At 38.9% G+C, this 13,340-nt stretch carries 14 protein-coding genes; 8 read left to right on the top strand and 6 right to left on the bottom strand.

Features of this window, described 5'->3' with window-relative positions; genetic code table 11:
• Window positions 1-97: 97 nt before the first annotated feature.
• The 5 genes from FNN09_RS07850 to folK all read left to right on the top strand — a co-directional run bounded on the left by FNN09_RS07850 (window position 98) and on the right by folK (window position 2,782).
• Window positions 98-598, top strand: a complete 501-nt coding sequence (locus FNN09_RS07850) for an RNA polymerase sigma factor (protein WP_143301236.1) — start codon at window positions 98-100, stop codon at window positions 596-598.
• Between the two features lie 235 nt (window positions 599-833).
• Window positions 834-1,295, top strand: a complete 462-nt coding sequence (locus tag FNN09_RS07845) for a GAF domain-containing protein (protein WP_143301234.1) — start codon at window positions 834-836, stop codon at window positions 1,293-1,295.
• Window positions 1,295-2,014 (top strand): SDR family oxidoreductase, encoded by a 720-nt coding sequence (locus FNN09_RS07840; protein ID WP_143301232.1) that lies wholly within the window; start codon window positions 1,295-1,297, stop codon window positions 2,012-2,014. Before FNN09_RS07845 ends, FNN09_RS07840 begins: the two co-directional genes overlap by 1 nt.
• A 34-nt stretch (window positions 2,015-2,048) precedes the next feature.
• Window positions 2,049-2,399, top strand: a complete 351-nt coding sequence (locus FNN09_RS07835) for a FolB domain-containing protein (RefSeq protein WP_143301230.1) — start codon at window positions 2,049-2,051, stop codon at window positions 2,397-2,399.
• A 2-nt stretch (window positions 2,400-2,401) separates the two neighbouring features.
• Entirely contained in the window at window positions 2,402-2,782 is a 381-nt protein-coding gene (gene folK / locus FNN09_RS07830) for a 2-amino-4-hydroxy-6-hydroxymethyldihydropteridine diphosphokinase (RefSeq protein ID WP_143301228.1), read from the top strand.
• A 74-nt stretch (window positions 2,783-2,856) separates the two neighbouring features.
• On the opposite strand, the gene FNN09_RS07825 is transcribed toward folK, so the two are convergent.
• Window positions 2,857-3,630: a hypothetical protein gene (locus tag FNN09_RS07825; protein ID WP_143301226.1), complete on the bottom strand. Its 774-nt coding sequence runs from the start codon at window positions 3,628-3,630 to the stop codon at window positions 2,857-2,859.
• 280 nt (window positions 3,631-3,910) lie between these two features.
• Between FNN09_RS07825 and FNN09_RS07820 the strand changes: the two genes are divergently transcribed.
• The 3 genes from FNN09_RS07820 to FNN09_RS07810 are packed head-to-tail and all read left to right on the top strand — an operon-like array spanning window position 3,911 to window position 7,815.
• A complete protein-coding gene (locus tag FNN09_RS07820; protein WP_185968929.1) occupies window positions 3,911-5,935 on the top strand; it encodes a tetratricopeptide repeat protein in 2,025 nt (674 codons plus the stop codon).
• A 10-nt stretch (window positions 5,936-5,945) separates the two neighbouring features.
• A complete protein-coding gene (locus FNN09_RS07815) occupies window positions 5,946-7,328 on the top strand; it encodes a sigma-54 dependent transcriptional regulator (RefSeq protein ID WP_143301222.1) in 1,383 nt (460 codons plus the stop codon).
• A gap of 55 nt (window positions 7,329-7,383) precedes the next feature.
• Window positions 7,384-7,815 carry a zf-TFIIB domain-containing protein gene (locus tag FNN09_RS07810; RefSeq protein WP_143301220.1) on the top strand — a complete coding sequence of 144 codons (432 nt, stop codon included), beginning with the start codon at window positions 7,384-7,386 and terminating at the stop codon, window positions 7,813-7,815.
• Between the two features lie 469 nt (window positions 7,816-8,284).
• Here FNN09_RS07810 and FNN09_RS07805 read toward each other — a convergent pair whose 3' ends face one another.
• From FNN09_RS07805 to FNN09_RS07785, 5 genes are read right to left on the bottom strand one after another with little or no spacing between them, the layout of a single operon-like run.
• On the bottom strand, window positions 8,285-9,742 hold the full coding sequence (locus FNN09_RS07805) for a monomeric [FeFe] hydrogenase (RefSeq protein WP_143301218.1): 1,458 nt from the start codon (window positions 9,740-9,742) through the stop codon (window positions 8,285-8,287).
• Window positions 9,729-9,998: an NAD(P)H-dependent oxidoreductase subunit E gene (locus FNN09_RS07800; protein ID WP_143301216.1), complete on the bottom strand. Its 270-nt coding sequence runs from the start codon at window positions 9,996-9,998 to the stop codon at window positions 9,729-9,731. Before FNN09_RS07800 ends, FNN09_RS07805 begins: the two co-directional genes overlap by 14 nt.
• A 13-nt stretch (window positions 9,999-10,011) precedes the next feature.
• Window positions 10,012-11,199, bottom strand: coding sequence for a SpoIIE family protein phosphatase (locus FNN09_RS07795; RefSeq protein ID WP_143301214.1), 1,188 nt, complete (start codon window positions 11,197-11,199; stop codon window positions 10,012-10,014).
• Complete coding sequence (locus tag FNN09_RS07790) at window positions 11,192-12,907, bottom strand: [Fe-Fe] hydrogenase large subunit C-terminal domain-containing protein (RefSeq protein WP_143301212.1); 1,716 nt, start codon at window positions 12,905-12,907, stop codon at window positions 11,192-11,194. Before FNN09_RS07790 ends, FNN09_RS07795 begins: the two co-directional genes overlap by 8 nt.
• Entirely contained in the window at window positions 12,898-13,164 is a 267-nt protein-coding gene (locus FNN09_RS07785) for a (2Fe-2S) ferredoxin domain-containing protein (RefSeq protein ID WP_143301210.1), read from the bottom strand. The genes FNN09_RS07790 and FNN09_RS07785 overlap by 10 nt, the downstream gene beginning before the upstream one ends.
• Window positions 13,165-13,340 lie beyond the last annotated feature (176 nt).

The following is a 13,340-nucleotide window of genomic DNA, read 5'->3' as shown; positions in this document are numbered from 1 at the left end:
AAATATAAAAAGATAAAAACATCTTAAACTATTGTGTGGGATTGTATTTTGAATTATATTTGTTCAAGAAATAAGTAATGAGATAAAACACAACACTATGACCGCTATACAATTTGACGAACGACTACTAGGTATGCAAGATAAGCTATTGTATTTTGCCTTAAGCTTAACTGCCAATGATGATGATGCACGTGATTTATTGCAAGAAACTACTTTAAAAGCACTAACATATCGCGAGCAATTTGTGAACAATACCAATTTCAAAGCTTGGGTGTTTACCATCATGAAAAACACGTTTATAAACAACTATCGACGTAATCAAAAGAACCGAAATACATTTGATTCTGCTGAAGATGCCATGCGCGCAGCATATAAAAAGAATTACGCATCCGAAACGCCTGAAAACGTTTACGCCGTAATGGAGATGAATTCCAAAGTAGAACGATTGGATGATGATTTTCGCGTGCCGTTTAAGATGCATACCCAAGGTTTCAAGTATAAAGAAATTGCTGATAAACTGGATTTGCCAATTGGTACAGTTAAAAGTCGGATTTTCTTTACACGTAAAAAACTACAAGAGATGCTTAAAGACTACTAGTTAACGACAATATAGGATTAGAAACCGGTGTAATTTTGTAATTTGCACCGGTTTTTATTTTTTACAAGCACTTGTCGCAATCGGTAATGATTGTATATATTTAAAAGTAGCACCTGAGAATTAAAAGATAATCAAATGAAACAGCAATGTAAATTCAATCAATAAAATTGCACACAGTGCATTGATTGTATTTATTTGGGAGTTCTATCTGACAAATAAAAGAAATTATAATCGCATGAATGAACAAAGTAAAGCAAAACGTTACGATCGTATTTACGAACAAATTAAAGAATTGGTAAAGGCGACAAATAACCCTACTTCGCGCATGGCTACTATTAATGCCATACTGCACCATAAGTTTTCGTACTATTATTGGACTGGTTTTTATGAGCTGGTAGATGGCGATTTGTTAGTGAGTGCATACCAGGGACCAGTTGCCTGTTTAAAACTTAAAAAAGATGTAGGCGTGTGCTGGGCAGGAATAAATACGAAAGAGACTGTTGTTGTACCCAACGTACATGATTTCCCTGGTCATATTGCTTGTTCATCAGCAAGTAATTCTGAAATTGTGGTACCCGTTTTTAATGCCAATAACGAAGTTGTGGCTGTATTAGATGTTGATAGCAAAGAATATGGTTCTTTTGATGAAGCCGATAAGATGGGGCTTGAGAAAATTGTTGCACTAATTTATAGCTAATGAATAAAAAGGTTTTCATATCGGGAGCGGCACAAAGGGTGGGAGCAGCCTTGGCCCGTAGTTTTGCGGAGGATGGTTATGATGTAATAGTTCATGTTAACACGAGTGTGCAAGCTGGAGAAAACCTCATAAAGGAGTTGAGAATTAATTATCCCAAGCAGTTATTTAATCTTGTTTCTATTAATTTGATTGATTGGAAAACTGTTGGGAAACAGATTAAGGATATATTTAGTGTTCACGGCTATCCTGATGTCATCATTCATAATGCTAGCCGCTATGATAAAGCTACGCTCCTAAAAAGCCATCCTAGCTTAATGGAGGAGATGATGGCTATTCATCTTTTTGCGCCTATCGAAATAGATAAAGTGTATTGTCAACATAAAGATAACGGCAATATTATAACACTTTTGGATACGGCTATTTATACGAATCAATCGACTCATGCTATGTATTTGTTGTCCAAAAAATCGCTGGCAGAGTACACTAAAATGGCTGCTCTGGAGTGGGCCCCATCAATCCGTTTCAATGGTATTGCTTTAGGACCCGTGTTGCCACCCGAGGGCAAGGGGCAAGATTACTTTAATCAAGTCGTTGATAATACTCCATTAAAAGAGGTAGTATCTGTTGGTAATATAAAAGCTAGCATTGACTTTATTCTCCAGAATAGAAATATGACAGGGCAAATTATCAATTGTGATGCTGGTCAACATTTAGTTTAGTAAATCGTTCTACCCTTAGACCAAATATTATACTATGGGTAAGCTACGAATTAAAAATCTGTTGCTACGAAGTTATGTGGGATTTAATCCGCATGAGATAGGTAAGCGTCAAGATTTAATGTTAAATATTTCCATCGAATATCAATCAGGTCCAGAGGAGTTAAGTGATAAACCCGAGGATGCCTTTGATTACCGTACAATCACCAAGGAAGTAATTAAAAAAGTCGAAAATAGCCACTTTAATTTATTGGAAGCATTGGTACGTATGGTACTTGATTCGTTAATGCAATATGATCGTGTACTTTCGGCAGAGGTAGAGATTGATAAACTCCATGCATTGCGATTTTCGGAAAGTGTATCAATATGTTTATCGGCAAGGAGATAATCATGGAAATTCAAACAATTATTGGTTTAGGCTCAAACATCGATAGTGAAAGGTACATACCTTTGGCTCTCACAGAACTCGCTACGCTTGGCACAGTACTTAAGGTTTCGGAAGTATTAACTACCAAGCCCATTGGTATAAGTGATCAAAACGACTTTGCAAACGCCGTAGTGCTGTTAAGTGTCGATAGCACCTACGAGAACCTCAATGAACAACTAAAGTTGATTGAGGATAAACTAGGAAGGGATAGATCGCGCCCTAAGTTTGGACCCAGAGAGATTGATTTAGATATTGTAATGTATAATAATAAAATTACGGATGACGATTATTATACCCGTGATTTTTTACAAGAACTGGTAGCACAAGTTTGGGCAAAAAAATAGAGTTGGCTCGCCAGAACCAACTCTACACCTTTATCACCATTATTAACCTAACCTTTGCTAGGTATGAAAAGAAATTACAATTGAAAGCTCTTGCCTATATTAAACGAAAACCAAGTGAAGTTTTTGTCTATACCTGTTGGTATTAAGGCATCAAGCGTATGTTGGTAATTAATACCAGCTGACAAAGTTACTAGCTTAAAGTTGTAGGAACATGACAAATGTTGCGAAAAGAATGCCCATCCTGGCTCTATAGCATAACTAACAGCTCCTTGGTTGTTGCTAATCACAGACTTAGCTCCTAAGCTAACTTTTTTATATGTTTTGTTAAATTTTATTAAAAATTCATGTATTCCAGCTGCTCGTATGCCCATATCACGCCCTAGTTGATGGTAGTAATAAAAGTCATATCCAGTTGTCATTGAAAAACTTGAATTGTCAGACAAAACAAACGGAAAATGGATACCAGCATTGTATTTCATCCCTTGATAAAAATTTTGAATGTCAGATTCTTCGTTAACAGGTAGGTACCAGTAGTTTACATAGCCATGTAAATCAATGTTCCAGGTCTGTTCGGCATCAAATAGTTTAACATTGTGATTAACAATGATATCCCATTCGTCAAGTGCTTTAAAATTACGGTCATAGGGTAAGCTAAACCAAGCCATAATAGTTGGACCTTTGTCGATGCTATAATAGACACCAGGCTGAAAACACGATTGGTTAGCGCTTAAAGTTCTACCATGAGCAATATAATTGCTTGTGTTTCCCCAGTCGAGACTAAGGTTGTTCTGTGATAGTAGCTGTTGCGATACAAGCGCTAACAAAGCAATTAATAGTAAATTTTTCATTCTGTTCCCTGTTCAGTAATCCTTTAATTTTTGGCAAAAATAGATCTCGAACTACTTGTAAACAATGACTTTGTATAGATGAAAACATGATAAAAGTCGCAGTGTTAATATTTGTAAAAAGCCAGTGCTTGTTTTATCTGCTTTGTAAACTTTTAGAGTACTCAAGAGTGTGTTTACAAAATGTTTCCTACTTTTAAGCAACAATCTTTGAAGTATGTCTCCAAATCTTCCAATAAAACAAGCCCTTTCAGTACTCAACCTGTTAATATGTTTATTAATAATGCCCAGTTTATGGGCACAAGACGAAACCAGCGAAGAGTTATTAAAGAAATTGCCCAATGCTTCTACCAAGGAGCAAGTTCAGATTTATAATCGTTTATCAAAATCACATATTTACACCGACCCACAGCGAGCAATCAAATATGGAGAGAAGGCTTTGCAAGTGGCTAGTAGAATTGATGATAAACGAGGTAAAGCAGAGGCCTATAACAATTTAGGCATGGGGTACTATTTTGTAAATGATTATGAGCGTTTACTTGATTCGTATCGTAAATCATTATCTGAGTATCGTTCAATGGGCGATAATCAAAGTATGTCCACCTTGTCATCAACCTACTTCAGGCTTAGTCAGTCAGAAAAAGCCTTGAAAAACTATAAGCGCTCATTAAACCTATATATTAAGGAACAGAACTGGGATAAGGTAGCTGAGACTTATAAAAACATGGCCGATGTCTACAAAAATATTGCTGATTACCCGCAGGCCTTAAGGTTTTATGAAAAGGCGCTGAAGATCATTGAAGAAGGGGAGGGAGCAGATTCGAAAGGAGAACTTATTCGCTTGTTGGATCAGATTGCACAAATTTGGTTTTATCAAAAGGAGTTTGATACGGCATTAATCTATTTTACCCGCATGCAGCATATGTTAGAGGAACGTGGCGATCAGCGTAGTACTTCTATTTTATTAAGTAACATAGCCAATGCCTATTTTTCTAAGGGGGATTTAAAACGTTCGTATGCTTTTTATCAGGATGCTTTGAAGATGCAGATAGAGCAAAATGATCATTGGGAAGCAGCGATGAGCCTGATGCGAATTGGTATGATTGATGCCAAGCAAAATAAGCACAAAACGGCTATTAGAAGTTATAAGAAGAGCATCCGATTAGCCAAAGAGGTTGATGCCAATGATTTGTTACGAGATAATTATCTGGTTATGTCTGAGGCTTACGAGGCACAAGGCAATTTTGTTAAGGCCTATGAATACCGCATTATGCACTCTGACTTGTCAGAGGCTATGGTAATGGAGGAGAATATTGCGAATTTTGTTGATGCTCTTGCGCTTCAGGCTTTGGAAGAGAAACAACGTGAGAATGAAATTCTGCAAACAAAAAATAAGAATTACCTGCTTGAACTTGACAAAGAAAACCTTGTTCGTTGGCGCTTGTCCTTCGGTTTTACCATTGTTATTATGGCGCTGCTTGTGTTTATTATTTACTATCGCTATTACTTAAAAGGGGAAGAGAATAAGAATTTGGAGCAACGCATTTCGGCCGCCTTAAAAAAGCAGGAAGAGCAACAGCAGATAATTATGCACCAAAGTAGCTTAACTTCTTTGGGAGAGTTGGCAGCGGGTATAGCACATGAAATAAACCAGCCTGTGCAAAATATTTCTTTATCAGCTGAAAGTATTAAGTATGAGCTTGCCGAGGAACAACCAAATGAGCCGTTTTTGCAAAAATCAGTTGATGAAATATTTGAAGACATTATCAGGGTGCGTCAGATAGTTGATCATATTCGTATTTTTAGCAGCGGACAAAAAGACGAAGTGGAAGAAGAGTTTGATGTAAGCGATTGTGTAAGAGCAGCTACTTCCATGATTGGAAGCCAATATGCCAATCATCACATTCTTTTAACCAGTACCTTGTCTGATGATTTGCCTTGTGTGTTGGGGAATCCGCACAAATTAGAACAGGTAATTCATAATTTATTGTCCAATGCCAGAGATGCTGTACAGGAACAACGGAAGAGCGATGAAATGCTGCAGATGAAAGTGAGTATTGAAACATCTTTTTTAAACGAGGAAGTGTGTTTGAAAATAAGAGACAACGGGGTTGGAATTTCGCCCAATCGAAAGACCGACATTTTTCTTCCCTTTGTTACCAGTAAACAGTTAGGTAAAGGTACGGGCTTGGGTTTATCCATTTCGTACCGTTTAATTAACGAAATGCGCGGACGCATAGAAGTAGAGAGCAAGCCAAAAAAAGGAACAACAATGTTGGTGTTTTTGCCACCAGCAGATAAATTATAGAGCCAAATACATGGATAATTTAAAAGTGCTGATACTTGATGATGAATCACGGATCACTGAAAAACTAAAATATCATCTTGAAAAACGAAAGTTTTCTGTTTATACCGCTAATACACCCAACGAGGGCTTTGAATTGCTGAGAAAGAAGCAACCAGGCGTTCTAATTTTGGATGTGATGTTACCAGGCATGAACGGACTGGATATTTTAGAAAAGGTAAAGCAAGAATATCCAAACTTAGAAATTATCATGATTAGTGGTTATGGTGATATGGATATGGTTATTCAGGCTATGCGCCAGGGAGCGTCTGATTTTATACGCAAACCATTTCAAATAATGGATATTCAGTTGGCCATTGAGCGCACCGAAAAGTTTTTGTTGATGCAGTCGAAGTTAGAAAAAGCTGAAAATCAACGTGCACTTGTTTCCAAGGAGTTGGAGGGGATGATAGAGAAAGATTTTGTGGGTGATAGTCCGCAAATTAAGAATGTTTTAAAAATGGCTCTTAAAGCTGCTGAAGATGGTGATGTTAATGTATTGGTAACGGGCGAAAACGGCACTGGTAAAGAAATTATTTCGCGCATAATACATTTTGGCAGCCCACGAAAAAAGCAAGTGTTTGCCCCTGTTAATAGTTCTGCAATTCCCGAGTCTTTGCTCGAAAGTGAGTTTTTTGGCCATGTAAAAGGAGCCTTTACCGATGCGCGCGACGAGAAGAAAGGTTACTTTGAAATGGCCAATAAGGGTACTTTGTTTTTAGATGAGATTGCCGATATGCCATATGCCTTACAAGCTAAGCTGCTAAGAGCTATTGAAGAGAATCAGATAAAACGAGTGGGGAGCAACAAAGAAATTCCGGTTGATGTGCGTATTATTTCAGCCACCAATAAAAACATTGAAGAGTTAATAGGTGAGAAACAATTTCGCATTGATCTGTTTCATCGGATTAACACCATAGAAATAAACATCCCACCTTTGCGTGAGCGCCCAGAGGATATTCTACCACTTCTAAATCACTTTGTTAAAAGTATTGCTCTGAAAAAGCGTAAGTCAGTGCCCAATATCTCGGAAGCGCTTGTGAAAAAGCTGTCTGCCTACAAATTTCCTGGGAATGTGCGTGAGTTACGTAACATGGTAGAAAGGGCGATGATATTATCGGAGAATAATACTTTGCAGCCTGAGGATTTTCCATTGCGTGGAGAGGGAACTGTTGTGCCATCGTCAAATGGTAGTTTAAATATTGAAGAGCATGAGCAGCAATTGATTGAGGAGGCTTTGAAAAAGACGGATCTTAACCAGACGAAAGCAGCTGTTTTATTGGGGATCAGTCGAGATGCTTTGAAACGTAAGATTAAAAAGTTTGGAATTGGCATTGTAAAAGGGATCGAAGAATAAGTTTGTATTTATCTGAATGAGAAATATAGTGGAAGTCTGACTAAGAACTAGTACAATGAAAGATTTAGCACATAATTATAAAATAAGAAATATGAATTGTCCAAGGTGCGAAACGCCATTACAAGTGAGTTCCATCAAAGATGTTAATGTTAGTATAGAAATTGATAAATGTCCTTCGTGCGGAGGTGCTTGGTTTGATAAAGGTGAGTTGGCGCAAATTGAGAATGTAATTGAGCCAACCTTCGTTGAGATTCGACATATTCCTAAAAAGAAAGAGCAATTTGAACCTTTAGCCTGCCCATCCTGCAATCTACATCAGCGCTTACAGAAAGTAGTGCATCCACGTGACAAGAAAGTGATTATTGATCATTGTGGCTACTGTAAAGGTGTTTGGCTTGATAAAGGTGAGCTGGATGCCATTCAAAAAGAGAATTGGTTAATTTCATTTGGCAAAATATTTAAATGGTTGGCTGGCGAAGAAGTGTAGCACAGTATTCGTATTAAAAATATTAGTGGTAGTTTGTTCTCAGCTTACCGACATAAACAACGTAGTTTGGGGCCCATTGGCATAAGCGAAGGGAAGAAAAATTTGATACCAAGCTGTAATTCATTAAATTTTTCCTGTAGCGTTGACATAATGGGTAAACGAGTGTTTCAGTCGGCGGCTTTTTTCTCCTCTTTTTGAGCTGGAGGCAAAAAGGGGAAGCCTCAACGGCTTGAGTTGTGAAAACAATTTCTTAAATGTGTTTGCTGTGGGAGGTGTTACTCCTGATGTATGTAGTCACTTTAAATTTAATGACGCCATAGAACCATTACCATAATTTGCGGATGAAACAAAAAAATAAACCCGTCCGGCATGTGGAATCCGAACGGGCTTATAACCAAAAGGAATGTATAAAAATAAATGAATGGCGCTACTATTGCTCGTTAGCAATGGCTATTCATCTACGACTCTATCAAATCACAGCTTCTTCAGGCTGAATCTCCTGAATAGCTTTTTTAAGTTTGTTTTGGCTAACTTTTAAAGGAGCTACGTTAACAGGGCCATTGATGCAGCCTCCATCACAAGCCATAACTTCGTAAAATGCCGCCTCGCTTACGTTTTTCTTAGCTAAGGTTTTAAGCAAACGAATGCTCTTTTTGTCAATGCCATCAATCAATTCTGTTTTTAACTGATGATCATTGGATAAAACAGTTTTAATAGCATTGGTAACACCACCAACCGCCGCATAAGCTCTACTTTCGGGGCGCACTACTGGATCAAGATCTTGTGTAATGTCGGTTTTAACCAGATCAATTTTTAGTGCCGCAAACATAGCTCCAAGCTCTTCGGTAGTGATAACGTAATCAATATTTTCATTGGTATAGGCTTCTGAGCGTTTGGCTAAGCAAGGGCCAATAAATACAGCTTTGTAATTTGGAAAACGATCCTTCGCCAATTGCGCAGTATACGCCATTGGCGATGGCGTATCGCTCACAAAAGGTTTTAACTCGGGAGCATGTTTTTCGGTAAATTGGATGTAAGATGGGCAGCACGAGGTGGTCATAAAAGAAGCACCCTTGTCCAATCGTTCTAACAATTCTTGTGTCTCATGGTCGGTGGTCATGTTGGCGCCTTCAGCCACTTCTATTACTTCATCAAAACCGATGGCTTTTATGCTGTTAAGTATTTGCGATGAACTGGCTTTAAATTGACTGAGTATGGCCGGCGCTACCATGGCTACTGTTTTCTCCGATTGATGCTTTATGTTGTAATAGAGGTTTAATACCTGTGATTTTTCAGAGATGGCGCCAAAAGGACAAGCCGTCATGCACTTGCCACAATGGATGCATTTATCAAAATCGATTTCTTCAATTCCATCGGCATTTTTTCGGATGGCCTTAACTGGGCATGATTCCTCACAAGGAACAGGCAAGTAGGCAATGGCGTGAAACGGACATGCTTTTTGGCAAATGCCACAGTTCACACATTTCTGGTGGTCAATATTGGCTTTGCCATTAATTACCATAATAGCATCTTTGGGACAGTTAACCTGACATGGTCGTCCCTCACACCCCTGGCAAAGGTTACTAACGGTGTAATTAACCTGTACGCACGAGCTGCATGCTTCATCCACAACGGTTAAGAAGTTGCCATTTTGCGTATAGCCTTTTAAAGCTTGCTCGGCATAATCTCTTAAGGGTGCCAATTCATCTGTTTCATCGGCAATGTTAAAACCCAAAAGAGCCATTATTTTGTATTTTATTACCGCTCGGTCTTTATGCACACAACAGCGAATGGGCGAATTGGTGCGAGGACGCATTTCAAGCGGAATGCGGTCAATTTTCTCCAGTAAAGTATCGTTATCCAATTGTTGTATCAAGCGGACAAGGAGCTCTCGTTTGGTTATAACTGCATTATTATAATAGGTCATTTTGTTCGATAGTTAGTAGGTGGTTTACTATTTTTTGAGTTGATGCATTGTTAAGTACTTGGCCATTGATCAGCACACAGGGGTGCGACTTTTCATGTTTGTCGCATTTGCCAAAGCAAGGAATGCCTTCAACGCTCACTTTGTTTTTTAATGATGACGGCAAACTCTCGTTTAGCAAGTGTAGCTCAGCACCTCCCATGATGTAGCACATGGTTCCGCAGCATATTTGCACCTTATATTTTATTGATGTTATCATAGTTGGCTAAGGCTTATAAATATTCTATTTCAATGTTTTTTAAAAACTTATATTCGAGTATGGATGCTATCTTTTTAATGATGTTTCGTCTTATCTCTAACTCAACTGGAAGATTAGGATCCTGATGGGCATTATTAATTTGTGTGCCCGCTAAAATGAGTATCGAGTCGCTGTCCAATAGCATTTTTACCATGCTTTCAGCAGGGCCGCTTGCTTTAATGGTGTTGCTGGTAAGCTCTTCTAATATGGATGATACTTTACCGAGCGTGAGTATACCTTCGGTTATTAAGTCAACGCCTTCCATGTTGCCTACTGGTGGCAGCTCGGGTTGGTAGTTGTCCAGTTCAATGCTAATTTGTCGATTTAGCTCACGGCTAATAATTTTAGAAGTTGTGCCGCCGCATATGATTTTTCGACCATCAAAGGAGTCAATGCGCTCTGCCAGCATGCTGTCGCAGTGCTTGTAATAAGGAGGTCCCGACGCCATGATGAGTTTTCGGGGCTCACGACAGTAAATAACCTGACAAGTGGCATCATCTTTAAACTGATCGGCATCATTAGCTTTAGCACGCTGCATTATTTTACGTGCCAGTTGGCGCGCCGAAATATGCTGGTTATTCTTAATGGTTTGTTGTATGAATAATTGCAAACCATCTGTTCCCCAGCCAAAAGGGGTTTGTATTTTACCCATTCCCGATTGAGTAATGCCATCGCTGAGCATTATAATGCGGTCTTCTTTTTGTAATTTAATATGCGAATACAAAACCTTAGCAGCTAATGAATCGGGCCGACTAATTGTTTTTGCTTGTTGATCCAACTTAATAAACTGTCCCTCGCGATAAATTAACACAGGAGGATTGTCATACTCCACGATACTGGCATCGCCAAAGCAGTTGATGTCAATAATGCTAAAAGTGGAGTAGCTTATCTGGCGTTTTGAATCCACAGGCAGTGTTTTCATAATAAACTCAGAGGTGCGCTCCAGAGGATCGTTCTTAGCAGTAAATTGCAAGGCCATGCTGGTTGTCATGGTAGCTAATATGTTAGCCTTTACGCCTGATCCTAAGCCGTCTGATAAAACCGTGATAAGGCGGTCTTCCTCCTTTAATTTGCGTGATTCACATGCATCTCCACAAACATTCTGATGTGCCTTTCTTTCTTGGCATAGTTCAGCCTCTATGTTAAAATGCTTGTTATGCATTATCCTGGTTTTGCGAGTCTAAAATAGAGTTCAATAGTGAATCGGTGTAGGAGGCATTTTCTCCCAGCAGGAAAGCGATTTTTTGTACCGTCTCCATGTTTTTGTTGATTACCTCTCGTGTTCTTTTCTCTATTATTTCTTTTCTGAATTCAGGTTGTTGGGCACTTTGTATGATTCCTGTAACCAACTTGTGCTTTTGAATATTAAATATGGAGAGCTGCAGGCTTTTATCATTTTCCACAACTGGTAAGTCGTAATATTCCTTGCCCGTTAAAAGCGCTGTTCGAAATAGCTTTGTGAATGAACCTAACTTGTCTAAATCAGCACCGCGCATGCCTGGATTGGCTTCGTAACACATTTCAGTTTCGGTTCCCAATAAACGGGCAAAGTTGGCATTCATCTCCAGTACTTTGTAATTGTCATCGATAATAACCACCCCCGATGGAATTTTCTGAAGCAAAATGGTTGCCTTGTGGTGTGCTACCATTCGCATGTATGATACGCACATCGCAGTTTCGGCATTACCATTAAGCAGGGCAAGCGCAAAATCACGACAAGTATCGTAACCGCAGCCACTACAGTTTAACTCATCGCTAACATTGTTTTTACCAATGCTTTGCAATGCCGATTTTATTTCGTCGGCTTTAAACTGTTTGCTTTCAACTGTTTCGATGTTGAAAAAGTCACGTTCAATATTATAGCTAGGTTCCTCAAGAATGGTGTTGGATGAGCAACTTTGGCGTTGAGTGTAATTGCACTGAATGTTTAAATGCTTGCTGGCAATGTTAGAGTTACAACTCATGCCAGGCCCATTTAAACAGCCTGTTTCACAAGCTAATAGTTCAAGAAATAATGGGGCATCCTTGCCTAACTGGTCGATGTTGTTGAGGGCGTTTCGTACCATGTTTTGTCCCGTAAAACTCATAAAAGTACTTTCGCCGCTGTTGTTTTCTTGTTTAATGGTTTCTACCATGCCACCATCCAAGGGATAGATAACTCCTTCTTTGGCTTGATAGGGTTGAAAGTTCACATCGCTACTTGAGTTGTTGTTTATTTGAATGTTTTCTGATTCCAACCAATCGTTTAACTCCTTAAAGGTTAAGGATACATCAATTAAATCGGAGTCATCGGCTTCGCATTTTTTTCCGATGCAAGGGCCAATAAATACAACGCCAATGTTATCGCCATACCAATGTTTTAGCATACGACCATGAGTTAGCATTGGCGACATATAAGGAGTAATGGCCATGGTGTGCTCGGGATAATACTTGCGTATTAATTCAACCACCACAGGGCATGCCGATGAAATATATACGCCTGTTTGACGAATCTTTAGGTAGTTACTAACTTGTTTAGAAACTTCTTGGGCACCAAGGGCAGTTTCAGAAATAGCCGTAAAACCAAGTTGCTGTATCGCATTTAATAATCCTTTGGATTGATTACCGTATTCAGCGGTAAACGATGGGGCTAAGGATACGTAAACTTGTTCCTTTTCTTTTAATAACTGTTTCGCTCGTGAAATACCATCTCTTACTTTCTTCGCATTACTTGGGCAAATGGCGACACAATGTCCGCAATAAATGCACAAAGAATCAACGACCGAGGCTCTGTTGTCAGTCACTTTAATTGCCTTTGTTGGGCACTCGCGTATGCACTTATAGCAATCTTTACAGTCGTTGGTTTCTGTATATATTGGTTTTAGATGCATGTTGCCTTATCAAAATGTGAACGTAAAATAGACGGTAAGTTACTTTGGGTCACTTCTTCAAAAACATGGTCATCAATTTCTATCACGGGACCGCGTTTGCATAATTCATTACACAGATGGCCTCTAAAGTCGATGGCCGTTGCAATGTCGCGCTCCTTTACAAAGTCTTGAATTATTTTTAGGTTTTCAGCATTTCCACGCGAGTGGCATGAGCTGCCCAGGCAAATAAGAATTTTGTGTGTGATTGATGCTTCCATGATGCTTGTGTTTGCATCATCGTATAACTAGGAGTGTGCCAGTCTTAATAAAAAGCAGATAGTCAGTTAATAAAGAAAATATTCTCCAATGCCTTTGGCTGTGGATTTCGGCATGTGTATCAAATAAGGACACGCGCTCAAATTGGCAGTCCTAAAATAGGACAATGAACTAAAAC

This window comes from Carboxylicivirga sp. M1479 (genome assembly GCF_007097485.1).
In the GTDB taxonomy this organism is placed as follows: Bacteria; Bacteroidota; Bacteroidia; order Bacteroidales; family Marinilabiliaceae; genus Carboxylicivirga.
The sequence above is the reverse complement of the archived record's forward strand: the minus strand, read 5'-3'. Positions and strand labels throughout refer to the sequence as shown.

What these genes read in the sequence shown, in the direction of transcription:
- FNN09_RS07850 (WP_143301236.1), top strand. Translation starts at nt 98, where the DNA reads ATGACCGCTATACAATTTGACGAACGACTACTAGGTATGCAAGATAAG.
- FNN09_RS07845 (WP_143301234.1), top strand. Translation starts at nt 834, where the DNA reads ATGAATGAACAAAGTAAAGCAAAACGTTACGATCGTATTTACGAACAA.
- FNN09_RS07840 (WP_143301232.1), top strand. Translation starts at nt 1,295, where the DNA reads ATGAATAAAAAGGTTTTCATATCGGGAGCGGCACAAAGGGTGGGAGCA.
- FNN09_RS07835 (WP_143301230.1), top strand. Translation starts at nt 2,049, where the DNA reads ATGGGTAAGCTACGAATTAAAAATCTGTTGCTACGAAGTTATGTGGGA.
- folK (WP_143301228.1), top strand. Translation starts at nt 2,402, where the DNA reads ATGGAAATTCAAACAATTATTGGTTTAGGCTCAAACATCGATAGTGAA.
- FNN09_RS07825 (WP_143301226.1), bottom strand. Translation starts at nt 3,630, where the DNA reads ATGAAAAATTTACTATTAATTGCTTTGTTAGCGCTTGTATCGCAACAG.
- FNN09_RS07820 (WP_185968929.1), top strand. Translation starts at nt 3,911, where the DNA reads ATGCCCAGTTTATGGGCACAAGACGAAACCAGCGAAGAGTTATTAAAG.
- FNN09_RS07815 (WP_143301222.1), top strand. Translation starts at nt 5,946, where the DNA reads ATGGATAATTTAAAAGTGCTGATACTTGATGATGAATCACGGATCACT.
- FNN09_RS07810 (WP_143301220.1), top strand. Translation starts at nt 7,384, where the DNA reads ATGAAAGATTTAGCACATAATTATAAAATAAGAAATATGAATTGTCCA.
- FNN09_RS07805 (WP_143301218.1), bottom strand. Translation starts at nt 9,742, where the DNA reads ATGACCTATTATAATAATGCAGTTATAACCAAACGAGAGCTCCTTGTC.
- FNN09_RS07800 (WP_143301216.1), bottom strand. Translation starts at nt 9,998, where the DNA reads ATGATAACATCAATAAAATATAAGGTGCAAATATGCTGCGGAACCATG.
- FNN09_RS07795 (WP_143301214.1), bottom strand. Translation starts at nt 11,199, where the DNA reads ATGCATAACAAGCATTTTAACATAGAGGCTGAACTATGCCAAGAAAGA.
- FNN09_RS07790 (WP_143301212.1), bottom strand. Translation starts at nt 12,907, where the DNA reads ATGCATCTAAAACCAATATATACAGAAACCAACGACTGTAAAGATTGC.
- FNN09_RS07785 (WP_143301210.1), bottom strand. Translation starts at nt 13,164, where the DNA reads ATGGAAGCATCAATCACACACAAAATTCTTATTTGCCTGGGCAGCTCA.